The sequence below is a fragment of the Sphingomonas sp. Leaf21 genome (assembly GCF_916858675.1).
GTDB lineage: Bacteria > Pseudomonadota > Alphaproteobacteria > Sphingomonadales > Sphingomonadaceae > Sphingomonas.
Genome location: NZ_CAKASM010000009.1, coordinates 1 through 25,789, shown reverse-complemented (window position 1 = coordinate 25,789; position 25,789 = coordinate 1). Strand labels below are relative to the sequence as shown.

The 25,789-nt window shown below is 66.6% G+C and carries 25 protein-coding genes and 1 pseudogene; 20 read left to right on the top strand and 6 right to left on the bottom strand.

Annotation, left to right across the window (positions count from 1 at the left end):
- Window positions 1-97: 97 nt before the first annotated feature.
- Entirely contained in the window at window positions 98-649 is a 552-nt protein-coding gene (locus tag LRP66_RS09520) for a phosphoribosyltransferase (protein WP_230482261.1), read from the bottom strand.
- 181 nt (window positions 650-830) lie between these two features.
- Entirely contained in the window at window positions 831-1,277 is a 447-nt protein-coding gene (locus LRP66_RS09515; RefSeq protein ID WP_230482260.1) for a DMT family transporter, read from the bottom strand.
- Here LRP66_RS09515 and LRP66_RS09510 point away from each other — a divergent pair.
- The 15 genes from LRP66_RS09510 (at window position 1,270) to LRP66_RS09440 (ending at window position 16,048) form a co-directional block, all read left to right on the top strand.
- Window positions 1,270-1,512: a hypothetical protein gene (locus LRP66_RS09510; RefSeq protein ID WP_230482259.1), complete on the top strand. Its 243-nt coding sequence runs from the start codon at window positions 1,270-1,272 to the stop codon at window positions 1,510-1,512. The two genes, LRP66_RS09515 and LRP66_RS09510, sit on opposite strands and share 8 nt — an antisense overlap.
- Before the next feature lie 10 nt (window positions 1,513-1,522).
- Window positions 1,523-2,398 carry an alpha/beta hydrolase family protein gene (locus tag LRP66_RS09505; protein WP_230482258.1) on the top strand — a complete coding sequence of 292 codons (876 nt, stop codon included), beginning with the start codon at window positions 1,523-1,525 and terminating at the stop codon, window positions 2,396-2,398.
- Complete coding sequence (gene kynU / locus LRP66_RS09500; RefSeq protein WP_230482327.1) at window positions 2,398-3,636, top strand: kynureninase; 1,239 nt, start codon at window positions 2,398-2,400, stop codon at window positions 3,634-3,636. The genes LRP66_RS09505 and kynU overlap by 1 nt, the downstream gene beginning before the upstream one ends.
- Complete coding sequence (locus LRP66_RS09495) at window positions 3,633-4,988, top strand: amino acid permease (RefSeq protein WP_230482257.1); 1,356 nt, start codon at window positions 3,633-3,635, stop codon at window positions 4,986-4,988. Before kynU ends, LRP66_RS09495 begins: the two co-directional genes overlap by 4 nt.
- 206 nt (window positions 4,989-5,194) lie before the next feature.
- A complete protein-coding gene (locus tag LRP66_RS09490; RefSeq protein WP_230482256.1) occupies window positions 5,195-7,642 on the top strand; it encodes an ATP-binding protein in 2,448 nt (815 codons plus the stop codon).
- A 101-nt stretch (window positions 7,643-7,743) separates the two neighbouring features.
- Window positions 7,744-8,577 (top strand): alpha/beta hydrolase, encoded by an 834-nt coding sequence (locus LRP66_RS09485; protein WP_230482255.1) that lies wholly within the window; start codon window positions 7,744-7,746, stop codon window positions 8,575-8,577.
- Window positions 8,571-8,780 carry a hypothetical protein gene (locus LRP66_RS09480; RefSeq protein WP_230482254.1) on the top strand — a complete coding sequence of 70 codons (210 nt, stop codon included), beginning with the start codon at window positions 8,571-8,573 and terminating at the stop codon, window positions 8,778-8,780. Before LRP66_RS09485 ends, LRP66_RS09480 begins: the two co-directional genes overlap by 7 nt.
- A gap of 131 nt (window positions 8,781-8,911) precedes the next feature.
- Window positions 8,912-9,571: a hydrolase gene (locus LRP66_RS09475; protein ID WP_230482253.1), complete on the top strand. Its 660-nt coding sequence runs from the start codon at window positions 8,912-8,914 to the stop codon at window positions 9,569-9,571.
- 36 nt (window positions 9,572-9,607) lie between these two features.
- Complete coding sequence (locus LRP66_RS09470) at window positions 9,608-10,444, top strand: alpha/beta fold hydrolase (protein ID WP_230482252.1); 837 nt, start codon at window positions 9,608-9,610, stop codon at window positions 10,442-10,444.
- Window positions 10,445-10,466: 22 nt separating this feature from the next.
- A complete protein-coding gene (locus LRP66_RS09465; protein ID WP_230482251.1) occupies window positions 10,467-10,676 on the top strand; it encodes a DUF1427 family protein in 210 nt (69 codons plus the stop codon).
- 80 nt (window positions 10,677-10,756) lie between these two features.
- Window positions 10,757-12,601, top strand: coding sequence for an amidohydrolase (locus LRP66_RS09460; RefSeq protein ID WP_230482326.1), 1,845 nt, complete (start codon window positions 10,757-10,759; stop codon window positions 12,599-12,601).
- Window positions 12,602-12,627: 26 nt separating this feature from the next.
- Window positions 12,628-13,509: a VOC family protein gene (locus tag LRP66_RS09455; protein ID WP_230482250.1), complete on the top strand. Its 882-nt coding sequence runs from the start codon at window positions 12,628-12,630 to the stop codon at window positions 13,507-13,509.
- A 1-nt stretch (window position 13,510) separates the two neighbouring features.
- Window positions 13,511-13,933 (top strand): DoxX family protein, encoded by a 423-nt coding sequence (locus LRP66_RS09450; protein ID WP_230482249.1) that lies wholly within the window; start codon window positions 13,511-13,513, stop codon window positions 13,931-13,933.
- Window positions 13,934-13,967: 34 nt separating this feature from the next.
- The gene (locus LRP66_RS09445) at window positions 13,968-15,341 is read left to right on the top strand and encodes an alginate export family protein (protein ID WP_230482325.1); all 1,374 of its coding nucleotides are present in this window, start codon (window positions 13,968-13,970) and stop codon (window positions 15,339-15,341) included.
- Window positions 15,342-15,352: 11 nt separating this feature from the next.
- Window positions 15,353-16,048 carry a YoaK family protein gene (locus LRP66_RS09440; RefSeq protein ID WP_230482248.1) on the top strand — a complete coding sequence of 232 codons (696 nt, stop codon included), beginning with the start codon at window positions 15,353-15,355 and terminating at the stop codon, window positions 16,046-16,048.
- Between the two features lie 25 nt (window positions 16,049-16,073).
- On the opposite strand, the gene LRP66_RS09435 is transcribed toward LRP66_RS09440, so the two are convergent.
- The gene (locus LRP66_RS09435; protein ID WP_230482247.1) at window positions 16,074-17,003 is read right to left on the bottom strand and encodes a LysR family transcriptional regulator; all 930 of its coding nucleotides are present in this window, start codon (window positions 17,001-17,003) and stop codon (window positions 16,074-16,076) included.
- 113 nt (window positions 17,004-17,116) lie between these two features.
- Between LRP66_RS09435 and LRP66_RS09430 the strand changes: the two genes are divergently transcribed.
- The 4 genes from LRP66_RS09430 (at window position 17,117) to LRP66_RS09415 (ending at window position 21,119) form a co-directional block, all read left to right on the top strand.
- Window positions 17,117-17,815, top strand: coding sequence for a pirin family protein (locus tag LRP66_RS09430; RefSeq protein WP_230482246.1), 699 nt, complete (start codon window positions 17,117-17,119; stop codon window positions 17,813-17,815).
- Between the two features lie 219 nt (window positions 17,816-18,034).
- Window positions 18,035-18,241, top strand: coding sequence for a TOBE domain-containing protein (locus LRP66_RS09425; protein WP_230482245.1), 207 nt, complete (start codon window positions 18,035-18,037; stop codon window positions 18,239-18,241).
- Window position 18,242: 1 nt separating this feature from the next.
- Window positions 18,243-18,614 carry a winged helix-turn-helix domain-containing protein gene (locus LRP66_RS09420; protein ID WP_230482244.1) on the top strand — a complete coding sequence of 124 codons (372 nt, stop codon included), beginning with the start codon at window positions 18,243-18,245 and terminating at the stop codon, window positions 18,612-18,614.
- Window positions 18,615-18,716: 102 nt separating this feature from the next.
- Window positions 18,717-21,119, top strand: a complete 2,403-nt coding sequence (locus tag LRP66_RS09415; RefSeq protein ID WP_230482243.1) for a TonB-dependent receptor — start codon at window positions 18,717-18,719, stop codon at window positions 21,117-21,119.
- Window positions 21,120-21,211: 92 nt separating this feature from the next.
- Here the strand turns inward: LRP66_RS09415 and LRP66_RS09410 are convergent, their stop codons facing one another.
- Entirely contained in the window at window positions 21,212-22,201 is a 990-nt protein-coding gene (locus LRP66_RS09410) for a FecR family protein (RefSeq protein ID WP_230482242.1), read from the bottom strand.
- Window positions 22,198-22,767, bottom strand: a complete 570-nt coding sequence (locus tag LRP66_RS09405; RefSeq protein ID WP_230482241.1) for an RNA polymerase sigma factor — start codon at window positions 22,765-22,767, stop codon at window positions 22,198-22,200. The genes LRP66_RS09410 and LRP66_RS09405 overlap by 4 nt, the downstream gene beginning before the upstream one ends.
- 226 nt (window positions 22,768-22,993) lie before the next feature.
- Between LRP66_RS09405 and LRP66_RS18340 the strand changes: the two are divergent.
- Window positions 22,994-23,764, top strand: a pseudogene (locus LRP66_RS18340) (TonB-dependent receptor); the annotation flags it as partial.
- A 1,078-nt stretch (window positions 23,765-24,842) separates the two neighbouring features.
- Here the strand turns inward: LRP66_RS18340 and LRP66_RS18335 are convergent.
- Window positions 24,843-25,241, bottom strand: a complete 399-nt coding sequence (locus LRP66_RS18335; protein WP_443026678.1) for an SDR family NAD(P)-dependent oxidoreductase — start codon at window positions 25,239-25,241, stop codon at window positions 24,843-24,845.
- Between the last annotated feature and the right edge of the window lie 548 nt (window positions 25,242-25,789).

Genomic DNA, 25,789 nt, shown 5'->3' with positions numbered 1-25,789 from the left:
ACCGCACAGAGCCAAACCTTTCGACAACCGGGAAATATGTCGTCCGACGATAGACGCTCCGGCCCATCCTGTCCTCCACGCGTTTCCATGTCCGGCGTCAGCGCAGGATGATGTTCGCACCGTGCTTGTGCGCGCGGATTTCCTCTTCGGTCAGCCCGTTGATCTCGTGCGGGAAGATGAGCCAGTCGTTCGTCTCGTGGACGAAATAGTCCGGCCTCAGATCGGTGACGTTGCGCGAGGGCTTGTAATAGACGGTGGCGACCTTCACCTCGTCGGGAATATTCCTCCGGCACCGCAGATGGAGTTCGTTCAGCAGCGCGCGGATCGAGCGCCCGGAATCGAAGACATCGTCGATCAGCAGCAGGCGATCCTCGGGGTCGAGGACGTCCACCAGATGGCCCAGGCCGTATATGCGGACCTGCGGCTCCTGCTGGTCGATGCCGGTGTAGGAGGCGGTGCGGATCGCGATGTGATCGCTCTGCACGCCGCGATATTCGAGCAGTTCCTGAACCGCGATGCCGACCGGCGCCCCGCCGCGCCAGATGCCGACGATATGCGTCGGACGAAAGCCGGAGTCGAAGACGAGATTGGCGAGGCGGAACGAATCCTCCAGAAGCTGATCGGCGGACAGGTAGATTTTGGTGGTCACGGATGGTCCATCATCGTTGCAAGGCGGGTGATCGATGCCGCCGGAGTTCCGTCATCCCGGCAAAGGCGGCGATCCTCGGCTATCGTCAAACGCGGCTCGTCGGAGGCGTCGACATGGTTCGGGACGACGCGATTTCCTTAAAGCCCGTTTGAAAACGCGCCGCAAGCATGTTCCCGGGAGATCAGAATTTGGCGATCAGCGTCACGCCGCCGATCATCAGGACCGCGCCGAGCGCCCGCCAGGGGTTCATGGCATGCGGCTCCATCCGCAACAGGCCGAAGTGATCGATCGCCAGGCTGGCGATGATGTTCGCGGTGATGGTGATGCCGTTGACCGGCCCGGCGCCCAGCTTCTGGATCAGCAGGAAGCCCGCGAAGACCGCGACCGCGCCGACGATGCCGCCGAGTGGCGCCCACCAGGGCATGGCGGCCAGGTCGCCCGCCACGGGCAGGGGCTTTGGCATGCAGGCGAACAGGGCCAGGGTCAGGAAGAGGACGAGCATGAACGAGATCGACGTGGCAAGCCACGGGTTGCCGATCGACTTGTTGAGCTGTCCCCCCATGGCCGCTCCCGCCGCCTGAAGCATCCCGGCGACGAAGATGAAAGGAAAGGCCCAGACCGTGTTCATCGTGAGCATCCTCTCAAAGATCGGCTGCTCAACATCGGATCATCCTGAAATATCCCGTCGCATGGGGACATGGCGATCATTTCATGGAGTCATCATCGAAATGCCATGCGGAACGGGTCTCGCCACGCCGGATGCCGCCATTGCCGACAATTCCACGGGCTGGAACAGCGAGGAGACATCCAGACGCGAAAAACAGCGACAAATGGGCTGGCGCCCGATGGCTGCAACGCCCTAATCCCTTGCGGATGCACACGCGTTCCACCGTCCCGCACGAGATCATGAGCCATGCGGATTTCAAGACGCTTGCGCAGCCCGCGCCGTCGGTGACCTTCGCCTATGGCAGCGATCCGCTCGAGCATGTCGAGTTTTGGAAGCCGGAGGGAAGCGGCCCATTCCCCGTCGTGCTCTTGATCCACGGTGGCTGTTGGCAGACGGCCGTCGCCACGGTGGGTATCATGGGGCGGTTTGCCGAGGCTCTGGTCGATCGGGGCGTGGCGGTCTGGAATGTGGAATATCGCGGGATCGACGTGCCGGGCGGCGGCTATCCCGGAACGTTCCTGGACGTGGCGGCGGCTGCCGACCTCTTGCGCGACCGAGGCGGGGCGCTCGATCTGGACATGGGACGCGTCGTCGCGGTCGGCCATTCGGCGGGCGGGCATTTGGCGCTCTGGTCGGCGAGCCGACATGCGATCGCGCAGGGAAGCGTCCTGCACACCGAACGACCGCTGACCCCGGTCGGCGTCGTCAGCCTGGGCGGTCTGCCCGACCTGGCCCATGTACGGATCGCGGCGGCGGAGGCATGTGGTGCCGATACGGTGGAGCGGCTGATCGGGCCCGCGACATCGGCACGCCCCGATCCCTATGGCGATACGTCGCCGGTCGCATTGGCGCCGCTCGGCGTCGCGCAGATACTGGTTTCGGGTGAGGCTGACACGATCGCGCCGCCATGCTTCGCCGACGATTACGCGGCCAGGGTCGAAAGGCGGGGGGATAGGGTGCAGAGGCTGACGATCGCCGATCAGGGGCATTTCGAACTGATAACGCCGGGCAGGCCAGCGGGTGAGGCCGCGATCGGCGCGGTCCTTTGCCTGTTGGGGCTCGAACAGCAGGACGACCGATGATGACGGCAGGTTTCACCCGACAGGATGCGCTGGCACTGGACGCCGCCAGTTCGCTCACCGCGATGCGCGACCGGTTCGCGTTGCCCGAGGGGGTGATCTATCTCGACGGCAATTCTCTCGGCGCGCTGCCGCGCACGACGCCCGCGCACCTGGCCCAGGTCGTGACCGGCCAATGGGGCCGCGACCTCATCACCAGCTGGAACCGCCACGACTGGATCGGCCTTCCGACGCGGCTGGGCGGTATGATCGCGCCGCTGGTCGGCGCGCGGGCCGATGAGGTGATCGCGTGCGATTCCACATCGGTGAACCTGTTCAAGCTGATCGCCGGTGCCGTGGCGTTGCGGCCGGACAGGCGGACGATCCTGATCGAGGCGGATGGCTTCCCGACCGATCGATATATGGCGGACGCGGTCGCCGCGCTCATCGGCGGGGCCGTCCGCGCCGCGCCGCGCGACGCGCTGGCGAACCAAATCGACGATGATATCGCGCTCGTCGTGGTGACCCATGTCGATTACCGTTCGGGCGATCGGCGGGACATGGCCGCATTGACCGCCGCCGCGCATCGAATGGGCGCGCTGATCCTCTGGGACCTGAGCCATAGCGCCGGGGCCGTGCCGGTGGATCTGGCGGGTAGTGACGCCGACCTGGCGGTGGGCTGCGGCTATAAATATCTCAACGGTGGTCCGGGCGCGCCCGCCTTCCTCTTCGTTGCCCGGCGGTTGCAGGACGCGCTGCCGTCCGTCCTGTCCGGCTGGATGGGGCATGTGCAGCCCTTCGCGTTCGAGCAGAGCTATCGCCCGGCGACGGGGCTTGCGCGCTTCCTGTGCGGGACACCGCCCATCCTTGCGATGGCGGCGCTGGAGCAGGGGCTAGCCCAGTTCGACGGGGTCGACCTTCCGAACCTGTTCGCCAAGGGGGAGGCGCTGGGCGATCTGTTCATTCGGCTGATGGAGGCGCGCTGCGGGGGGCAGGGTTTTACGCTGTCTTCCCCGCGCGAGGCGCGTGCGCGCGGCAGCCATGTCTGCTTCGCGCACGATCACGCCTATCCGATCTGTCGCGCGCTGATCGAGCGTGGCGTGATCGGTGACTTTCGCGCGCCCGACCTGCTGCGCATGGGCTTCGCGCCGCTCTACACGCGGTTCGTCGATGTCTGGGACGCGGTCGAGATCATCCGCGAGGTGATGACCGGCCGCGCGTGGGAAGACGAAAGGCTGCAGCAACGCGAGGCGGTGACGTGAGCGGCGAACCGGGAGGAAACCTCCGCCGCCGCCTGACCTCGGGCCAGTTGGCGATGATCGCGATCGGCGGGGCGATCGGCACGGGCCTTTTCCTCGGCAGCGGTCTGGCGATCGGGCTCGCCGGTCCGGCGGTGCTCGTCAGCTATGCGATCGGCGGGGTCATCGCATTGCTGCTGATGGGGTGTCTCGCCGAGATGACCGTCGCGCATCCGACCAGCGGCTCGTTCGGCGATCTGGCCGGGCTGTACCTGGGTCCATGGGCGGGGTTCGTCGTGCGCTACGCCTATTGGTCGGCGCTGGTGCTCGCGGTCGGGACCGAATTGACCGCGGTCGCGATCTATATGCAATTCTGGCTGCCGTCGGTGCCGGGCTGGATCTGGATGCTGTTGTTCGGCGCGGCGCTGCTGCTGGTCAATGCGGCGAGCGTCGGGCTGTTCGGCGCGATCGAATATGTCTTCTCCGCGATCAAGGTCGCCGCGATCCTGGGCTTTCTGCTGCTCGGTTCCGTGGTCGTCGCGCGCGCGCCGGAGGGATCGGCGATCGGGATAGGGAACTACCTGGCCCATGGCGGCTTCGCACCCCATGGCTTCGGCGGCCTCTGGAGCGCGGTGATCGTCTCCATCTTCAGCTATCTCGGCATCGAGATGATCGCGGTCGCGGCGGGCGAGGCGGTCGATCCCGAACGCGCGATCGTTCGGGCCTTTCGCGCAACGATGCTGCGGCTGGCGATCTTCTACCTCGGCACGCTGGCGCTGATGCTCGCGATCGTTCCGTGGACCCAGGCCGGTAGCGCGTCGAGCCCGTTCGTCGCGGTGATGCTGGCGGTCGGCATTCCGGGCGGCGCGGGGCTGCTCAACGCCGTGGTCCTGACCGCCGCGCTGTCCGCGATGAACAGCCAGCTCTACACGGCGACGCGGATGCTGTTCAGCCTCGCCCGCGCGCGACAGGCGCCCCGGCCGCTGGGCAGGGTGAACGGCGCGGGGGTGCCGCTGATCGCCTTGCTGGTATCCGCAATGGGGATAGCGCCCGCGACGTTGCTGTACCTCTACGAGCCGCAACGCGCATTCGGCATGATGATCGGCATCTCGGCCTTCGGGGCGATGTTCGCCTGGATGATGATTTTCGTGACGCACCTGGCCTTTCGCAGGCGATCACGGTCCGGCGCCCTCGCGTTTCGCATGTGGGGCTATCCGTTCACGAGCGCGGCCGGGGCGGCGGCGATGGGCGCGATCCTGCTCACCACGCCCTTCACCGGCCCGTTCGCATCGACCCTGCTTTATGGCGTTCCCTTCCTGCTCCTGCTGTCGCTGAGCTATGTCTTCGTCAGGCGGGCGGGAGGCGGCACCCAGTGATGTGCATTGCTGCCGGGACCGATGACCGGGATTCGAAAAGGCCGACCACGCCACGCCACCCCGGTATGGGACTGGCCGGATCCGGCTAAGGCGACGATGCCAGGATTGCGGGTCTTTCGCTTCCAATCGAAAACTGGGCATTCTCAAGAAATTTGTCCGCGGTTAGAGATGCATGATCCATCATCCGCAAAAGGTTCCATCCTGCCATGACCGGCGTCCGCTATCGTTTCGGTCCCTTCCAGATGGACGTCCCGCAACTGGCGTTGACCCGTGATGGCACGCCGCTGAAACTGGGCGGGCGCGCGCTCAACCTGTTGGCGGTTCTGGTCGAGGCGGAGGGGCGGTTGGTGGCGCGTGACGCGCTGATCGACCGGGTTTGGCCGAACCAGGTGATCGACGACAGTGCGATCCGCGTCCATCTGTCCGCCGCGCGCAAGGCGCTGGCGATGCCGAGCGGCGAAGCCACGATCGTGGCGGATGCCGGGCGAGGCTATCGACTGGCGTTGCCGGTCGAGCGGTTGGGCGGCGGGGACATGCCCCCCGTGACCGAAGGCCGCGTGTCCCGGCTGCCCGCGTCGCTCGGGCGAATTTTCGGGCGGGACGACGTGATCGCGACGATCGCCGAGGAACTGGTCGAGCGGCGCTTCATCTCGATCGTCGGCCCCGGCGGGATCGGCAAGACGACCGCCGCCACCGCGATCGGCCACCGCCTGGCGCAGGCGATGGGTATCGAGGCCTGGTTCGTCGATCTGGCTCCCGTGACGGACGCGACGATGGTGGCGGCGGCGCTCGCCACCACGCTCGAACTCCCGGCGTCCGGCACAGATTTGTCCCGGCGCATCGCGGCAAGGCTGGGCGAGCGGCCCTCGCTCATCCTCCTCGATAATTGCGAGCATGTCATCGATGCCGCCGCGTCGCTCGCCGAACAGGTGCTGCACGCCAACGCGCGGGTGATGCTGCTCGTCACCAGCCATGAACCGCTACGCGCGCAGGGCGAGTGGGTCCACCGGCTCGCCGCGCTCGAACTGCCCGACGAACATGCGACGGCCAGCCTGGAGCAGGTGGTCCAACTCTCCGCCCCGGCCCTGTTCGACGAACGCGCCCGCGCCGCCAACGCCGATTTCCGTCTCGATGCACGCAGCGCGCCCCTGGTCGTCGACATCTGCCGCAAGCTGGACGGCATTCCGCTGGCGATCGAACTGGCCGCCGCACGGATCGACACGATGACGCCGCAGGCGATCGCCGATGCGCTGGACGATCGTTTCGCGCTGCTGACGCGCGGGCGGCGCACCGCGCTGCCGCGCCACCGGACGCTGCGCGGCGCGCTGGACTGGAGCTACGACCTGCTCGCGGTGCCGCTTCAACAGTTGCTCGATCGGCTCGCGCTGTTCCGCAGCCATTTCGATATCGACGATGCGGCGGCCATGGCGGCAGGTGCGGGCATCGGCCGGTTCGCGGCCGACGCGTTGCTCGCCGAACTCGTCGCCAAGTCGCTCGTCGTCGCGACGCCATCGTCCCGGTCGATGCGCTACCGGTTGCTGGATACCACGCGGCATTATGGGCAGGAACGGCTGCGCGCGACCGGTATGGCCGAACAGGCGCACCGCGATCACGCACATGTGCTGCTGCGCGGGCTGGCCGACAGTGCCGCCGCCTGGGAGGGCAAGGCGCCGCGCGAATGGCTGGCCGAATACAGCGTGCGCATCGACGATGTCCGCAGCGCCATCGCCTGGGCCGGCGGAGGCAAGGACGCCAGCCTGGCAGCCGAACTGGTCATCGCCGCCGCGCCCCTGTGGTTCCACCTGTCGCTGCCCGCCGAATTCCTGCGCTATGCCGAGGGGGTGATCGCGAACATGGCGGCGGGTGCGGTGGAGCCCGCGCGGCAGGTCGAACTGCTGACCGCCTATGGCCATGGCCTCTGGCATACCGAGGGGCCGGTTCAGGCCATGGCCGATGCCTTTGCCCGCGCGCTGTCACTGGCCGAGGAGATCGGTTCGGCCCCGCTCGCCTTGCGCGCGCTTTGGGGGGTGTGGGCGCAGAGCATCCTGGCCGGGCGCTATGTGGAAAGCCTCGTCCTCGCCGAGCGCTTCGATGCGCGAGTGGGTGCGCACGGCGCCCTGGCGGATCGGCAGACGGCGGCTCACATGCTGGCGCTGTCCCTGCATTTCTCGGGGGACCACGCCGGGTCGCGCCGCAAGCTGGAGGTAGTGATGGCGGGCGACGCCGCGCCCGAACGCGCCAACCATGCCAATCACGCCCAGGTCGACGGCAAGATCGCGGTGCTCAGCCTGTTGATGCGGCTCCATTGGGCCGAGGGCGACCTGGCGACCGCCATGGCCCTTGCCCGCGACTGTGCGCAGGACGCCGAGCGGATCGATCACGCGCTGTCCACCTGCTACGGGCTGGCGGTCGGCTGCATTCCGGTGGCGATCGCGGCGAATGAGCCCGCGCTGGCGGCCGAATGGATCGCGGCGCTGGCACGGCGCACGACCCGCCACGGCCTCGACCACTGGCACAGCTTCGTCTTGGGATATGGGCGGGCGCTCGATCCCGCCGCCCGCGCGCCCGATCGGGTCAGCGGGATGCAGGCGGAAATGTATGCCGTCGCAGCGGGCGGCGGGGGGGACGTGCCCTGGCGGCGCGAAGGCGCTTAACGACTCTTCACGACGCTTCACTCGCGGGGATCGGGTGCGGCGGCCATAGTCCTTCTTGTCAGTCGGTCAGTGATCGACACGCGATTTGAAGGACTTGCCCCGTGCCTCACGACATCATTCCTGCCAGCGCGGCACGCGCCGTGCGGCTTTCGACGGTTGCCGAGCATCCCGTCCTCGATCCCGTCGTCCAGTCGTTCCTTGACCGTTGGCAGGAAGGCGCCGACCGACAGGGCGAAGGCGCAACGACGCTCGTGACGCTTCGTCCGGCTCGGGGCGACCGGCCGCTGCCACTGTTCCTCTATCTGGAAGTCGCCTCGGATCGGCGCGAGGACCGGTTGCCCGCGCTGCAAGCGCTCGCGGAGGAAGCGGGCGTCGCGATCCTGCGTTACCGGATCGCCGATGCCGACCTGTCGGGTGCCGCCGCGCTGGTCGCGGCGATGCCGCTGGCCGATCGGGGGCCGATCGCGGTCGGCGGTGACGGTCTGGGCGCGGCGATCGCCCTGGCGCTGGTGGTGGCGCGACCGGTCGGTTGGTCGATCCGGCTGCTCATATTGGCGACCCCGACGCTGGGAGATCCCTCCGACGTGGCTGGCACGGAATGGCTGGACACCGACCGGGCGGAAGATCTGGCGGGGAAAGCCGCTGCGATCGTCGACCCGGTCGCGATGACGGTCGATCCCTTCGGTTTCCCCCGAACGCTGCTACTCACGGCCGAGGCGGACCCTTTCGCCGAGCCCGCCGAAGCACTGGGCCGCCGCCTGATGGGGCAGGGCGTCGACCTGTCCGCCGCGCGGGTGATCGGCATGATCCATGATTTCACCTGGCTGCCCGCGCTTCGCGACGCGGCGGGTACGATCGACGCGATGCACGCCATCGCTGCCGCCTTGCGCGATCACCTTCACACCCCTGCCTTCGAGGAGCCTTTCCCATGCTGATGCCGCACGACCTGTCGCCGTCGTCCACCGACCCCAATGCGCTGTTTCCCCGGATTTTGATCGGGGGCGGCGGACTATTGCTGGTGGGGCTCGCATGTCTTGCCATGGGCCCGGACGGCACGCTGGCGATGCTGCTGTTCCTCTATCTGATCGGCCTCGCCATCGTGCTGCGCGCCGTGATGGCGGCGCCCGCCCGACGATAGATCGCGCACCACGGCTTTTCCATTTTCTTGAACGAGAAGGCCGAAACTATCGGGATATTCCGCCAAGACGGTCTTGCATAATCTCCCCTCAACACCAGCCAAGTCGCTCGAAAAACAGGAAGGAAGACACGATGCCCAAAGCCACCCCGACCCCCGGTTCCTCGCTGCTGTCGCCGACGGACCACAGCCTGATCCTGATCGATTTCCAGTCGCAAATGGCCTTCGCGACCAAGTCTATCGGCGCCGAGCTGCTGCGCAACAACGCCGCGCTGGTCAGCCGTGCCGCCAAGTCGTTCGGCGTGCCGACCATCCTGACCACGGTCGCCGAGAAGAGCTTCTCCGGCCCGATGTTCGACGAGATCGTCGAGGCGTTCGATGGTCAGCCGATGCTCGACCGCACCAGCATGAACACGTGGGAAGACGCCGCCGTGATCGAGGAAGTGAACCGGATCGGCAAGGACCGGATCGTGTTCGCGGGCCTGTGGACCAGCGTGTGCATCGTCGGCCCCGTCGCATCGGCGATCGACCAGGGTTTCGACGTCTATTTCATCGCCGATGCCTGTGGCGACATCTCCGTCGAGGCGCACGACCGCGCGGTGCAGCGGATGATCCAGCTCGGCGCCAAGCCGATGACGGCGCTGCAATATCTGCTCGAACTGCAACGCGACTGGGCGCGCACCGAAACCTACGCCTCGACCACCGACATCGCCCGGAAATGGGGCGGCGCCTACGGCCTGGGCGTCACCTACGCCAAGACCATGTTCGGCGCTTCCGAGGGCGGCCACGCCTGATCCCTTCACCCGCTTCATAATCGAAAGGAACGACCCATGACTTATGTGACCACGCAGGACGGCGCCGAAATCTTCTTCAAGGATTGGGGCCCCAAGGACGCGCAGCCGATCGTCTTCCATCATGGCTGGCCGTTGTCGTCGGACGACTGGGATAGTCAGATGCTGTTCTTCCTGAACGAAGGCTTCCGTGTCGTCGCGCACGACCGGCGCGGCCATGGCCGCTCCAGCCAGATCGGCACCGGCCATGACATGGACCACTATGCCAGCGATGCCGATGCGGTCGCCCGCCACCTCGACCTGACCAACGCGGTCCATATCGGCCATTCGACCGGCGGGGGCGAAGTCGCCCGCTACGTCGCGCAATATGGCATCCCGCAGGGGCGCGTCGCCAAGGCGGTGCTGGTCAGCGCGGTCCCGCCGATCATGGCGAAGACCGACGCCTATCCGAACGGCCTGCCGATCAGCGTCTTCGACGGGTTCCGCGACGGCACCGCCGCCAATCGTGCGCAATTTTTCCAGGATGTCGCCGCCGGGCCGTTCTACGGCTTCAACCGTGAAGGCGTGACGCCACAGCCGGGCGTGATCGCCAATTGGTGGCGCCAGGGCATGATGGGCAGCGCGCAGGCGCATTATGCGGGCATCAAGGCCTTTTCGGAAACCGATCAGACCGACGATCTGAAGGCGATGACCGTCCCGACACTCGTCCTGGCGGGCGATGACGATCAGGTCGTTCCCTATCATCAGGGCGCCGAGCTTCAGGCCCGACTGCTGCCGAACCCGACGCTGAAAATCTATCCGGGTTTCAGCCACGGGATGCTGACCGTCAACGCCGACGTCATCAACCCCGATCTGCTCGCCTTCGTGCGCGGCTGATCGACCGTCGGGAGGCTGTACGATGAAACCCTATCTTCTCTCGCTGGGTGCCGGTCTGCTGGTCGGCATCGTCTACAGCCTCCTCGGCGTCAAATCGCCCGCGCCGCCGGTGATCGCGCTGGTCGGATTGTTCGGCATCCTGCTGGGCGAACAGGCGGTGCCGGTGGCGCGGCACTGGATCGGCGCCCCGGCCAGCACGGTCACCGCTCCGGCCCCGGACCGCAAACCATGATGCCCACCCGTCGCCAGACGCTCGCCGGGCTCGCCGCCACCGCCGCGTCCCCGTTGCTCGCCGCCCGAAGGAATGCCGCCATGACCGATCTGATCCTCGTCAATGCCAAGGTCACGACCCTCGACCGTGAAAATCCGGAGGCGCAGGCGATCGCGATCCGCGACGGCAAATTCCTGTGCGTCGGCACCGAGCAGGAGGTTCGCGCCGCCGCGCCCCGCGCGCAGGTGATCGATGCGGGCAGGCGCCGGATCATTCCCGGCCTGATCGACAGCCACATGCACATCATCCGGGGCGGGCTGAACTATAACATGGAATTGCGCTGGGACGGCGTGCCGACGCTGGCCGATGCGATGGCGATGCTGAAGCGCCAGGTCGACAATACGCCCGCGCCGCAATGGGTGCGCGTCGTCGGCGGCTTCACCGAGCATCAGTTCGCCGAAAAGCGCCTGCCGACCATCGCCGAGCTGAACGCCGTCGCGCCCGACACGCCGGTCTTCATCCTGCACCTGTACGACCGTGCCCTGCTCAACGCCGCGGCCTTGCGGGTCGTCGGCTATACAAAGGACACGCCAAACCCGCCGGGCGGCGAGATCGTGCGCGATGCGGCGGGCAATCCGACCGGGCTGCTGCTTGCCAGGCCCAATGCGACGATCCTCTATTCGACGCTCGCCAAGGGCCCCAAGCTGCCGCCGGAATATCAGCTCAATTCGACCCGCCATTTCATGCGCGAGATGAACGGGCTTGGCGTCACCGGCGTGATCGACGCGGGCGGTGGCTTCCAGAACTACCCCGACGATTACGAGATCATCGAGAAGCTGCACGCCGACGACCAGCTGACCGTCCGCATCAGCTACAATCTGTTCACCCAGAAACCCAAGGAAGAGCTGGCCGATTTCTCCGGCTGGGTGAAGCAGGTGTCGCCGGGACAGGGCGACGACACCTATCGCCATAACGGCGCGGGCGAGATGCTGGTCTATTCGGCGGCGGACTTCGAGGATTTCCGCGTCGAGCGCCCCGATTTGCCGCCCGGCATGGAGGGCGATCTGGAGCCGGTCATCCGGCTACTCGCCGAGCATCGCTGGCCGTGGCGGCTTCATGCCACCTATGACCAGACGATCGGTCGCGCGCTCGACGTCTATGAGAAGGTTCACCGCGACATTCCGCTGACCGGCATCAACTGGTTCTTCGACCATGCCGAGACGATCAGCGACCGGAATATCGATCGGATCGCGGCGCTGGGCGGCGGCATCGCGGTGCAGCACCGCATGGCCTATCAGGGCGAATATTTCGTCGAACGCTATGGCCAGAAGGCCGCCGAGCGGACGCCGCCGATCGGCAGGATGATCGCGGCGGGCATTCCCGTCGGTGCTGGCACCGATGCGACGCGCGTCGCCAGCTACAACCCGTGGGTGTCGCTCAACTGGCTGGTGACCGGCCGGACGGTCGGCGGGCTGTCGCTCTATCCCGGTGCCAATCGCGTCAGCCGCGAAAAGGCGCTTCGCATGTGGACGCATGAGAACACCTGGTTCTCGAACGAGGTGGGCAAGAAGGGGCAGATCAAGGTCGGGCAACTCGCCGATCTGGCGGTCCTGTCGAACGACTATTTCGCCGTGGCGGAAAGCGAGATCCCGCACCTCCGCTCGGTCTTGACCATCCTGGGCGGCAGGGTCGTGTCGGGGGAGGGGGATTACGCCCCGCTTGCGCCGTCGCTGCCCCGTCCGATGCCCGACTGGTCCCCGGTCGCGACCTTTGGCGGCTATCACCGCTCGCCGGAGCGCGCCGCGACGCTGGCGAGCGCCTGTGGCTGCGCGAGCGGTTGCGCGGTGCATGGCCATGACCATGCCGCCGCACTCGGCGCCGATGTCCCCGCCGCCGATGTGCAGAGCTTCTGGGGCTCGTTCGGCTGCGGCTGCTGGGCCGTCTGATCCATCCCGACCAAAGGAGAATTGCCATGAAGAAGACCATGTTCCTGGCGGCCGTCGTCCTGTTCGGCACGGCGCCCGTCACGGCCCAGAAAACCCCCGATTTCGCGGTCGGCCCGCAATATGACACGACGCATGTCTATGTTCCGCAGGACCAGTATGACGCCTTCATGCGCAGCTTCGTCGCCACGTTCGGCGGCAGCCTGAGCAAGCAGGGCGCGTTTCAGGTCACGCCGACCCCCAGCAAGACCAAGTCGCAACTGGCGCTGACGCCCGCAGGCAGCGTTTCCGCCTTCGGTTTCCTGACGCCCATTCCCTATCCTTTCGGGCAGGAACGGACGGGGTATCTCGTCACCGACATGGACAAGGCGGTCGCGGCGGCGGTGAAGCATGGCGCGGTGCGGGTCACCACGACCTTCCCCGACCCGATCGGGCGCGACGTGGTGGTGCAATGGCCGGGCGGCATCAACATGCAGCTCTATTGGCATACCACCAAGCCGAACTACGCGCCGCTGGCGACCGTGCCGGAGAACCGCGTCTATCTGACCGCCGATGCGGCCGGCGCGTTCCTGAAGAGCTGGGGTGGCTATGCTCATGCGCGGGTGCTTTCGGACGATGCGGCGGCGGACGGCGCAGACATCGGTCAGCCGGGCAAGACCTATCGCCGGGTGCGCCTGACCTCGGGCTATGGCGACATGATGGTGATCGTGTCGGACGGCCAACTGCCCTGGCCCTATGGCCGTGACGTGACGGGGTATAAGGTCACCGACCTGCAGGCGACGCTGGCCAGGGCGAGCGCGGCGGGGGTCGAGACGTTGGTCCCTCCGCATGTCGCGGGCGATCGCCAGTCGGTGATGGTCCGTTTTCCCGGCGGGTATATCGCCGAAATACACGCGCCCGTGATCCGCTGACATGCGCGCATCCACCACCCCTCACTTCGTCGACGTGATCGTGCAGAGCCGCCTGGCGTGGTTCGTCGCGCGGCTTGCGCTCTGCGGCGCCTATCTCCTGGGCGGCATCGTCAAGCTGACCGACTGGCCGGGGGCGGTGGCGGAGCAGGCGCATTTCGGCATGACGCCGCCCGCGATCTGGGCCGCTCTGACCATCGCGGTCGAGCTGGTCGGGCCGTTGCTGATCCTGACGGGGCGTTTCGTCTGGCTGGGGGCGGGAATGCTGGGGGTGTTCACCGCGCTCGCCGCACTGACCGCCAACGCCTTCTGGACGATGCCCCCCGGGCCCGGGCGTTTCGCCGCGACCAACGGCTTTTTCGAGCATATCGGGCTGATCGGCGGCTTCGTGCTGATCGCGATGATCGCCGGGCGAGACCGTGCTTGAGGTCGCCCTTCTGGTTGCGGTTGCGGCTTCGGCGGTGCAGGTCGATGCCGGAGCCGCGGGGCAAAGCGGCACCGAGGCGTGGCAGGCCCCGACGCTGACCATCGTGCGCTATGACGAGCATTGGGACCGGCTGGCCGATCCCGATGCCCGCGACGACCGCTGGACCGAGCCCTTCAAATACATCCCCCTCGGTGACGACGGAGCCTATCTGACGACCGGGCTGGAGCTGCGGGCGCGGCGCGAGGCGTATCGCGACAATCTGTGGGGCGGCGCGGCCGCGCCCGATGATGTCTATGTCTGGCTGCGCGCATTGCCCTATGCCGATCTTCATGCGGGGCGGGTGCGCGGCTTCGTCCAGCCGATCATGGCCTATGCGATCGGCGTCGCGCCCGCCGCCGGGCCGATCGACCAGACTCGCGTCGACCTGTTGCAGGGCTTCGCCGACGTCCGACTGGGCCCCGCCGAAACCGGCGCGAGCGACGCGGTGGGCGTGACCTTGCGTGCCGGGCGACAGATGCTGTCCTTCGGAAGCGAGCGGCTGATCGGCACGCGCTATGGCCCCAATGTCCCGCTCGCGTTCGATGGTGGCCGGGCGATCGTGTCGCTTCCGGGCGCTCGGATCGACCTGCTGGCGGTGCGGCCGGTCCAGCCGGAGCCGCACAGCTTCGACGACCGTAGCTCGACGGCGAAGTCGCTCTGGGGCGCTTATGCTACCATGCCGTGGGGGCAGGGCGGGCTGGACCTCTATTATCTCGGCTATCGCAATCGCCTCGCCTCGTTCGGCGGCATCACCGGGGTGGAACGGCGCCACAGCCTTGGCGCTCGCCATTATGGCGCGGCCGGACCCTGGCACTGGAATGTCGAGGGGGTGATGCAGTTCGGGCGGTTCGCCGATCGATCCATTCTTGCCTGGACCGTGGCGACCGAGCTGGGCCACCGCTTTCCCGCCGCACCCCTGTCACCCGACCTTGTCCTGCGGTTCAACATGGCCAGCGGCGACGGCCATGCCGGAGACAGGCGGCTGGGCACCTTCAACGCCCTGTTCCCCAAGGGCAAATATTTCGGTGAGCTGTCGCCGATCGGGCCGAGCAACATCATCAACGTCAATCCGCGCGCCAGCTTCGTGCTGGGGCACGGCGTGTCGGCGAGCGTCGCCGCCATGGCCTATTGGCGGCAGTCGCCGGGTGACGGCGTCTATGACATTCCCGGCAACCTGATCCGCGCGCCCGGCACCGCGACCGCGAGGTTCATCGGCAAGCAGGCGGAGGTCGCGCTGGCGTGGCAGGCGACGCCCGAACTCGAACTCTCTACCTCACTCTCGGCCTTTGTGCCGGGCGGCTTCATTCGCCAGACCGGCCCGGCCCGAACGACGGGCATGTGGGGGCTGGAGGCGAATTTCCGGTTCTAAGGATGACGACCATGACCGACTCTCCCCGTTTCGACCCGCGCATACCCCTTTTGCTGGTGCTTTCCGTGACGACCGGGCTGGTCGATGCGGCCAGCGTGCTGGGGCTGGGCAAGGTGTTCACCGCCAACATGACCGGCAACATCGTCTTTCTGGGCTTCGCGGCGGCGGGAACGCCGGGTTTTGCCTGGCCCCTCTTCGTCGCGGCATTGCTGAGCTTTCTGGTCGGTGCGCTGATCGGCGGGCGGACGGCGCGCGCGCATGTCGGTCGCCCCGAGCGCCGCTGGCTGTTGACCGCAGCGGCGATCGAGACCGCGTTGCTATGGGTCGCCGCCGCGCTGGCGATCGGCATGGGCCGCGACAGCCCGGCGTCCGCGCCCGTCTTCGCGATCATCGCGCTGACCGGGCTGGCCATGGGGTTTCGCAACGCGACCATCCGCCAGATGAAGGTCGCGGATCTGACCACGACCGTCCTGACGCTGACGCTGACCGGTCTCGCGGCCGATTCCGCCGCTGCAGGGGGAAGCAACCCCAACTGGACACGTCGCATCGCGGCGGTGGCGGCGATCTTCGTGGGCGCATGCGTGGGGGCGGCATTGCTGCTGCACGTCGGGCTCGCCGCGCCGCTCGCGCTGGCGGGGGCGCTGGTGCTGGGTGGTACGATCGCCTGCACGCTTCACCCCGCATCGAACGGAGTCGTCAAGGCGTAGGGGAGGGTATCCGGCCGCCCGGTGCTCAGATCTCGCCCAGTCCCGGCATGTCGCGATCGGCCGCCCCCGCCTCGACGAATTGCTGGAGCAGCCACGATGCGGCGGGGCCGGGCGGCAGGTCCCGCCGCCAGACCCCGGCAAAGCGGTACATGCCGCCGGGATGATCGGGCATGTGCAGCCGCACGAGCGCACCGGTCGCCAGGTCGGTCTCGATCAGCGACAGGGGCATGTTGCCCCATCCGATCCCTTCGCGCAGCAGCGAATGCTTGGCCCCCAGATCGGCGAGCCGCCAGGTACGCGGGCTCATCACCGAATAGTCGCGCCCCTCGGTAAAGCGCGAGCGGTCGGTCAATACCAGTTGGATATGGTCGCGCCCCGCGCCGGGCGCGATGCGCTCCATCCGGGCCAGCGGGTGATCGGGCGAGGCGACCGGCACCATCGCCAGTGCGCCCGCTCCGATGCACTCCACCCCTTCGATCCCGGCCGCGACCGGTCCCGAGATGCCGATCGCGGCCGTCTGGTCCAGCACCATCGCGGTGACGCTGCCCAGCGCCTCGACATGCAACCGCAACGACACGGTCGGAAATTCGGTGCGGAAGGCGCGCAGGATCGTCCCCAGCCGGGGCGCGGGCAACATCACGTCGACCGCCAGATTGACCTCCGCCTCCAGCCCCTCGAGCAGCCCCTTCACCTTGGCGCGCAGGCCATCCACGCCCTCGCCGATCGCCCGCGCCTCGGCCAGGACGGCGCGGCCTTCGACCGTCAGGACCGGCTTCTTGGTGCCTTCGCGGTCGAACAGCCGAACGCCAAGCTGCGCCTCCAGATTGGCGATGCCATAGCTGATGACAGACACCGCCCGGTTCAGCCTGCGTCCCGCCGCCGCGAAGCTGCCCGTGTCGACGACCGCCAGGAAAATCTTGATCTGGTCGAAGGTGGGAAAGCCGGGATTTGACATTTCAATTCCATCGAACGTTGGCGCCAGATTTATCTCACTGAGCAGGCATGTCGGCAAGACATATATCCGGGGCAACAGACGGGCCGATCCGCCCGGCTTCAAGGAGATAGATGATGATCGAGGTTCGTCCCTTCGCTGGTCTCGGTGGTGCCGATCATGGCTGGTTGAATGCCAAGCACCATTTCAGCTTCGCCGACTATTATGATCCCGCCCGCATGAGCTGGGGTGGCCTGCGCGTCTGGAACGACGACACGATCGCCCCGAAGACGGGCTTTCCGCCGCACCCGCACCGCGACATGGAGATCATCACCTATGTCCGCGAAGGCGCGATCACGCATCAGGACAATCTGGGCAACAAGGGCCGCACCGAGGCGGGCGACGTCCAGGTGATGAGCGCGGGCACCGGCATCACCCATTCGGAATATAATCTGGAGGACGTGACGACGAAGATCTTCCAGATCTGGATCGTGCCCAATGCGCGCGGAGAACAGCCGAGCTGGGGCGCACGTCCTTTCCCCAAGGGCGAGCGGGCGGGGCAGTTCGTGACGCTGGCCTCGGGCTATGCCGAGGACGTGGACGCGCTGACGATCCGCACCGATGGCCGGGTCGTGGCCGCGACGCTCAAGGCCGGTGAGACGGCGGAATATGCGCTGGGTGCCGGACGTCGCGGCTATCTCGTACCCGCGACCGGCGCGGTCGAGATCGAAGGGCAGCGCGTCGGCGCGCGCGACGGCGCCGCGATCGACCAGACCGAGACGCTCCGCGTCACCGCGATCGAGGATAGCGAGGTCATTCTCGTTGACATCGCGTGAGTGAGACCGGCGAGGATCGAGTTTGGCAAGCTCGATCCTCGCCCCGGCCGTCGGCTTCCACGCTTGCACGATGAGCAGCGCCTTGGCCGGGATGCGCCCGATCGGCGCTGCCTGGTTTTCTCAATAGGTCGACTGTACGCGCCATTCGGGTGCAGGCGACGTATAGGCGATGAGGGCCGGTCGGGTTAGAACCAGTGGTCGTTCAACCGAAGGATCATCATGAAGCTCAGCGCACGCAATCAGATTTCCGGCACGATCGTCTCGATCACCCCGGGTGCCGTGAACGGTTCGATCAAGGTCGACATCGGCGGTGGCAATGTCGTCACCGCCAACATCACCGAAGAAGCGATTGCCGACCTGGGCCTGGCGGAGGGTGAAGCCGTGACGGTCATCATCAAGGCCAGCGACGTGATGATCGGCAAGTAACGTGAAGCTCGGCCCCCTCTGGCTGAAGATCCAGATCGCCTGCGGCGATGCACTGGCCATGGGGCCGGGCAAGGCCGACTTGCTGGAGGCGATCATCGAACATGGCTCGATCAGCGCGGCCGGGCGGGCGCTCGGCATGAGCTATCGCCGTGCGTGGCTGCTGGTCGACGAGATGAACCGCTGTTTCGACCCGGTCGTGGTCGAGACGATCAAGGGCGGCGGACGCGAGCGGGGCGCGCGGGTGTCGCCAACGGGCCTCGCGGTGCTCAAGGCCTATCGCGACATGGAGCGTGAGGCTTCGGCGATTGTCGACCGCCCGGCCTATGCGCAGCTGCGCCAATATCTGCGTGAGCAACCGCTGGCCCCCGATTGATCGCTGCAGGGACGGCAAATCTCTATATACGGCTGAATATAGCATCGATATACGACCGGATATAAAGCGGCGACAACGGCCGCTCCAAACGGGGTATCGTCGATGTCGAAGCGGTTCGCAGTTCTCCTGTGTGCAACAGTCATTCCTGTGTTCAGCGCACCCGCCCTGGCGCAAACGACATCGGACACGGCCACAAGCTACCGGGATCGGGACGAGGGCCTGCCCGACGTCATCGTCACGGCCCGGCGTCGGGCGGAGGATGCACAGCGCGTGCCCGCAGCATTGTCGGTGGTGGGCGGTGACCTCATCGATCAGAGCTATACGGTCAACACGCAGGGTCTGACGACGCTGATCCCGACGCTGAACTATAGCTCGGCCAACCCGCGCAATACCGCCTTCACGATCCGCGGGCTCGGCTCCAGCGTCGTTGCGGTCAGCCAGGCCAATGACGGGCTGGAGCCGGGCGTCGGCTTCTATGTCGATCAGGTCTATCATGCCCGTCCCGCGACCGCCGCGTTCGACTTCGCCGATATCGAGCAGGTCGAGGAACTGCGCGGGCCGCAGGGCACGCTGTTCGGCAAGAACACGACGGCGGGTGCGCTCAACATCACGACGCGCGCGCCGACCTTCGCCCGCGAAGGCTTCGCCGAGCTGTCCTATGGCGACTACAACTTCGTGCAGGCGAAGGGCTGGGCGTCGGGGCCGATCACCGACACCATCGCCTATCGGATCTCGGGCGTGTCGACGCGGCGCGACGGCGTGCTCGACAATGTCCGCACCGGCCGCGCGGCCAACACGCTCGGCACCCAGGCCGTGCGTGGGCAATTGCTGGTCAAGCCCGACGACACGATCCAGATGCGCGTCATCGCCGACTTCACCAACTTCCAGGCCTATTGCTGCACACAGGTCTATCTGCGTACCGGCACGAGCCTGCGCGCCGCCAACCGACAGTTCGGGGGACCGAATGGTCTGGCCGCCCAGTTCGGCTATGCCCCGCCCAGCACCAACCCCTATGATCGCAAAACCGACATCGACGGCCCGCTCGGCGTCGATACCAACGAAGGCGGCGTCAGCGCGATCGCCGACTGGAACCTCGGCCCGGTGACGCTGACCTCGGTCACGGCGTGGCGCTTCTGGAACTGGGATGCCGAGAACGACCGGGACTATACCGGCATTCCGGTCCAGCTATCGCAGCACATTCCGTCGCGGCAGGACCAGTATAGCCAGGAACTGCGTCTCGCTTCGAACGGCACCGGCCCGCTGTCCTATGTCGTCGGCCTCTACGGCTTCCGCCAGCGACTGACCGGGCGGCCGATCAGCATCTACGGTCCGGCGGCTGCGCGCTATCTGATCGGGACGAGCGTCACGACCGGCACGGGCGCGAATGCCGTCGTGACGCCGGTGCCGTCCAACCTGCTCGACGGCTACGGGCAGGATGGCCGCACCGACTTTCGCAGCCTCAGCTATGCCGCGTTCGGCGAGGTCAACTACCGCGTCTTCGACCGCCTGACCGCGACGGCCGGCCTGCGCTACACGCAGGAGGACAAGGATGGCTACTACAACACCACCGTCTCGGGTGGCCCTGCGACGACCAACACCGCGCTCATCAACGCCCGCCTCGGCGTGCTGCGCCCGCAAAGCTATGAGGCACATGACAGCGACGGCAGCCTGTCGGGGCGCGGGAACCTTGCCTGGCAGCTGACCGACACGACCATGGCCTATGCCAGCTATGCGCGCGGCTTCAAATCGGGCGGGATCAACATGTCGGGCCTGCCGCTCGACAGCAACAACCGCCCGGTGCTGGCCACCGCCGTGGTACGGCCCGAGCGCAACGAAACCTATGAGATCGGCCTGAAGAACACGCTGTTCGACAACCGCCTGATCTTCAACATCGATGGCTTCTACACCAAGGTCCGCGACTTCCAGGCGACGGTGGTCGAGAATTCGCTGACCCAGACGGTGCAGTTGCGCGGTTACCTGTCCAACATTCCGGAGGTGACGGTGAAGGGGATCGAGGCGGACGTGACCGCGCTGATCCTGCCGGGCCTGAGTGCCCGCACCAGCTTCGCCTATTCGGACGGCGAATACACCAACTATCCCGCAGGTCCGTGCCCGCTGGAGGTCCAGACGGCCGCGACGACCCGGTGCAGCCTGACCGGCCGCCGCCTGGCCTCGCTGCCGCGCTTCGCGATCACCGCCGGGCTGGATTATCAGCGACCGGTCGGTGATGGGCAGGTCTTCGTCCATATCGACACCGCCTCGCGCAGCGGTTTCAACGGCGACCCCAGCCTGTCACGCTTCACTTATATCCGCGGCTACAACCTGACCAATGCCAATATCGGCTACCGCTTCGCCGATGGGCTGGAGCTGATCGTCTGGGCACGCAACCTGCTCGACGCGGATTACATTCAGAACCTGACCATCCAGGCGGGCAATTCGGGGCTGATCGTCGGGACGCCGAGCGATCCGCGCACGGTCGGGGGGACGATTCGCTTCCGCTTGTGACTGGTCCCGGCAGACGAACGATCGCCGGGCGAAGCCGTCGGCCAGGGCACGACGGCAGGCCGCGCTCAACTCCAGTATTTCGCGCATGATCGCTATGGCTCGACGACGACCTCGTTCGCTTGCGACCGTATCTGGAGGCCGTAGGCGGAATGAAGCAGGTCGAGGAAGCCGGCACTGTTGCCGATCTGGAACGTCCCACCGATCCGCATATCCGCCACCTTGGGATCGGCAATGCGGATCGGCCGGTCGGTGTAGCGGTTGAAATCGGCCACCGCGTCGGCCAGCCGCTGGTTATCGAACACCAGCAGGCCCTCGCGCCAGCCGGTCATCGCGCTGACCCGTGCCGGTGCGGCCAGCGCGACCAGCGTGCCGTGCGGCTGGGCATAGGCGATGTCGCCCTGTCCGATGACGGCCGCGCGCGTGGCGGACCCGGCGGTCGCGTCCTCGACGCGGACCCGGCCCGAGAGGACGGCGACCGTGACCTGTTCCCCGTCACGCCGGACGGTGAACCGCGTGCCCAGCACGGTGACGGTGCGCGGCCCCGCATGGACGATGAACGGGTGGTCGGGGCGATGCGCGATGTCGAAATAGGCCTCGCCCTTGTCGAGCCACACCTCGCGCGCGTCCCCCGCCGACGCGGTGCGCACGGTGGTCGCAGTGTTCAGCTCTATCCGGCTGCCGTCGTGCATCGCGATCGTCCGCCGCACGCCGACCGGGGTTTGCACCGCGACCTGCGACGAGGCCGCGGGATGGTCTCCGGACGATTGGCGCGTATAGGTCGCCACCCCGACCAGCAAGGCCAGCGACGCGGCGATGGCGCCGCCCGCACGCGGACCGATCCCCCGCAGTATCGTCCAGGGCCTGGATCGACGGATGCGGGGCCGTGTGGTGTGGAAACCCAGCGCTCCCACGCGATCCGCTGCGGCCCAGCCGTGGCGCAGTCGCCAGAAGGCGGCCTTGTGCGCCGTCCCTTCGTCGAGCCAGGCCGCGAGTTCCACTTCGTCCTCGGCGGACCAGTCGCCGTTTTCCCGGCGGACGATCCAGCGCGCGGCCGTCTCCTCGATCTCGTGAGCCTGGGTCATTGACGGCGCGCCCTGTCGGCGGCCGACGACGGTCCACGGCGGATCTTGCCCGCGCCGCCCAGCATCGCGTCGGCCATCGCCCGGATGCCCAGCACCAGTTGCCGCTCGATCGTGTCGACCCCCACGCCCATGCGTTCGGCCGCTTCGCGGATGGACAGCCCCTCGATCTTGCGCAGCCGCACCACTTCGCGACAGCGCGGCGGCAGGCGGTCGATCCCCTGCTGGGCCCGCCGCAGCGCGTCGCGCGCTTCGAGATGGCGTTCGGTCGCCGACCGGTCCACCGCCAGGTCGATGCTCTCCATATCGGAGAATTGCTCGAAATGGACGATCCGTTCGCGCTTCGACCGGTTGATGAGGATGTTGCGGGCGATCGTGAAGACGTAACCCGGCGTGTTGGTCGGCAATCCCTGCCGCCCGCCGTTCAGTGCCGCCTCGTATATGTCCTGCCGGATATCCATGATCTGCTCGGACGAACGCCAATTGCGGCGCAGATAGCGGGTCAGCGACGCCTCCAGGGGAAGCACCTCGTCGCAAAACCATCGCTCAAGCTGCGCGTCGTCAATCATCGATCGTCCCAAGCACTCCCTTGTCAGAGCTATCACCGACCTTGAAGACAATCGAGTCGGAAGAACCCGTAACACCAAAGTCGGCGGTCATCGTAATTCATTGATTTATTGGAAAATGTAAGACAGTCGCCATTTATCTGTAATTAGATGTTACAGGTTTGCCCCCGTCAACTGTCGAAATTGCGGGGCGACGTGATCACGCGCGCTCCGAGATGGGGGCAGTCAGATGAAGAAGCAGATCGTTGCGGCCGCATTGGGGGCGACCGCGCTGACGGCGATGATGCCGATGGGGGCGGTGGCTCAGTCCGCGCAGACGGCGCGGACGACGGAGCGTTTCGACATTCCGGCGGGGCCGCTGGTCGAGGCGTTGCAGGCCTGGAGCAGGATCACCAGGCGCCAGATCATCTATCGAATGGAGGATGTCGGCGGCAAGCGCACGGACGGGCTTCGCGGCAATTATGACCCGACCCTCGCGCTGCAGGGGCTGTTGCTGGGCACCGGTCTGAAGCTGGTCACGACGGAGGATGGCGCGGTGGCGCTCCGCCCTTTGGCCGGCGACGAAATCAAAGACAGCGCCACCCCTGACATTCTGGTGAAGGGACGGCGGAACTGGACGCTCAACACCGGCATCGAACGCACGCAGAATGACAGCCAGCCCTTCATCGTCATGGACCGCAAGGAAATCGAGCGCAGCGGCGCGCCGAACCTCGAAGCGTTCCTGCGCAACCAGCTGAACGTCAACACCTCGCCCATTGCCGGCGATCAGCCAAAGGCGGGCGGCACGTCCGCCGGGACCCGGGTCGGGCTGAGCAACATCAACCTTCGCGGGATCGGGTCGCGCGACACGCTGATCCTGATCGACGGGCGTCGCCAGCCGGGCATCAACCTGGGCGATGGCGACATCAGCCAGCCGTCGATCACGGGTATCCCGATCGCGGCGGTGGAGCGGATCGAGGTGCTCGCATCCTCAGCGTCGGGCATCTATGGCAGCGGCGCGTCGGGCGGCGTCATCAACATCGTGCTGCGCCGCGACTTCAAGGGCGGCGAACTGTCGCTCAACTATGACAATACCAGCGATTTCAAGCAGGGGCGCGGCACGATCGATCTCGTCGCCGGGGTGCCGCTGGAGCATGGCCGGACGCGCGTGTCGCTGACCGCCAACTGGACCAAGTCGGAACCGCTGCTCTACAGCGACCGCGAAAATCTGCGCCAGCGTGGGCTGAAGGCGTTGTTGGCGAACAACCCCGACAGTTTCTACGGCGCCTACGCCTATCCGCCGCAGGGCACGACGCCGAATTTCATGTCCTATAACGGCCAGCCGCTGCAGCTGAAGCCTGCTTATGGTGGCCAGACCCTGACGAGCATGTACGGCACCATTCCCCAGGGATATGCCGGGGTGCAGACGGCGGGCATCACCCCGTTGCTGGCGGGGATCGGCAAGTATAATCTGGATCAGCCCAATACCGCGTCCGGTTTCGGCAAGCGCACGCCGCTGATCTTCCCGGTCGATCAATATAGCGGGTCGCTGGCGGTGCGTCGCGAATTCAACACCTGGCTGACCGCCTATGCCGAAGTCGGGCTGCAACATTCGACGGCATTTAGCACCTCCGCGAACGTCCTTCAGACGTTCGTTCTGTCGGCCACTGCGGCCAACAACCCGTTCACGCAGGATGTGCTCGTCACCCTGCCGGGTGATCCGCGCTATGACGTGACCGTCAAGAGCACGGCGTCGACGTTCCGCACGCTGGGCGGCGCGATCTTCAAGCTGCCCTATGACTGGCAGGCGGTGACCGAAGTCGCCTATTCCAAGTCGCGGAGTACGGTCGGCGACTCCGCCCCCGGCGTAGCCTATGAGGCTTCCAGCCTGCTCGGGGCGGGAACCCTGAACGGCTTCCGCGACACCTTGGCCTATCCGGTCGCCATTCCCTACGATTCGACGCCTTACTACACCCGGCAGGGCGGCGGCGACTCGTCGAACCTGGCACCGTCGCTGCGCCTGGCCGGTCCGCTGCCGGTGACCTTGCCCGGCGGTCAGGTTTGGATGACGATCAACGCCGAACTCAACGACCAGCAGGTCAAGGGGCTCCGGACGACGGTGCTGTCCCCGCTCTTCCCCTACACCCAATATATCCCGGATGGGCGTCAGACCACCAAATCCATCTATGCGGAAGCGGTCTTCCCGCTGGTGGGCGAGAAGCAGGAATTGCGTCCAGGCAATCGATATGGCCTTCCAACACGCAAGTGGCTTCGCAAATACTCTCGGGGTCTGCCAAGTCCAGGAACAGCATATGCGCCGCGTGTCCATGCTCGCGCAATTCCGCCGCAAGGGGTTCCGCTTTCGCGACATCCCTCGCTCCCATGAACACCCTGAAGCCCTGCTCGGCCAAGCGCTGCGCCGTGGCAAAGCCCAGTCCGGCGCGTCGACTGACGCCAGTAATGAGCGCATTCGGGCGATCTGCAATATAGTGTTCCATCGGCTGGCTCCACAGTCGTTATCCGACCGGCGCGCTTCTCGACCGAGAGACTCACACCGACGGACTGATAACCATCACATGATGGCCATGTCCGTCGTGGGGACTCCTTGGCACAAGACCAAAGACCAGAGCTCTCGTCACCGAGAGGCCTTGGGCTTACCACGCCAAGGCTGCCTTTTTCGACATCACCTCAATGTCATGTCCCGGAGGCACAGACAAGGGAGTGTCGATACTGGCCTGGCCCACGAAGCTTTGATTCACGCGCGGCCCGGCGCGGCCGCCCTACCGAACGAGGTCGCGTACAGCTCCCAGCGTTCCGGCGATCGCGATCGTCGCGTCGAAGCCGAGACGGCACTGGAAGGCGAGAAGGCGGCAGAAGAAGCGATCGTCGCCGCCGAACAGACGGGTCGTGCCGCTCAGATAGAGTTAGAGGCCGTCACTGGGCGCTTGCGGACATGCCGGGTCGTCACGTTGAGTAGCCCCTAGTTTTCTAGACGCCTTGAGCCATCAAAGCCTGCTGCCGTTCGAACTCGACGGGCGACAGCATC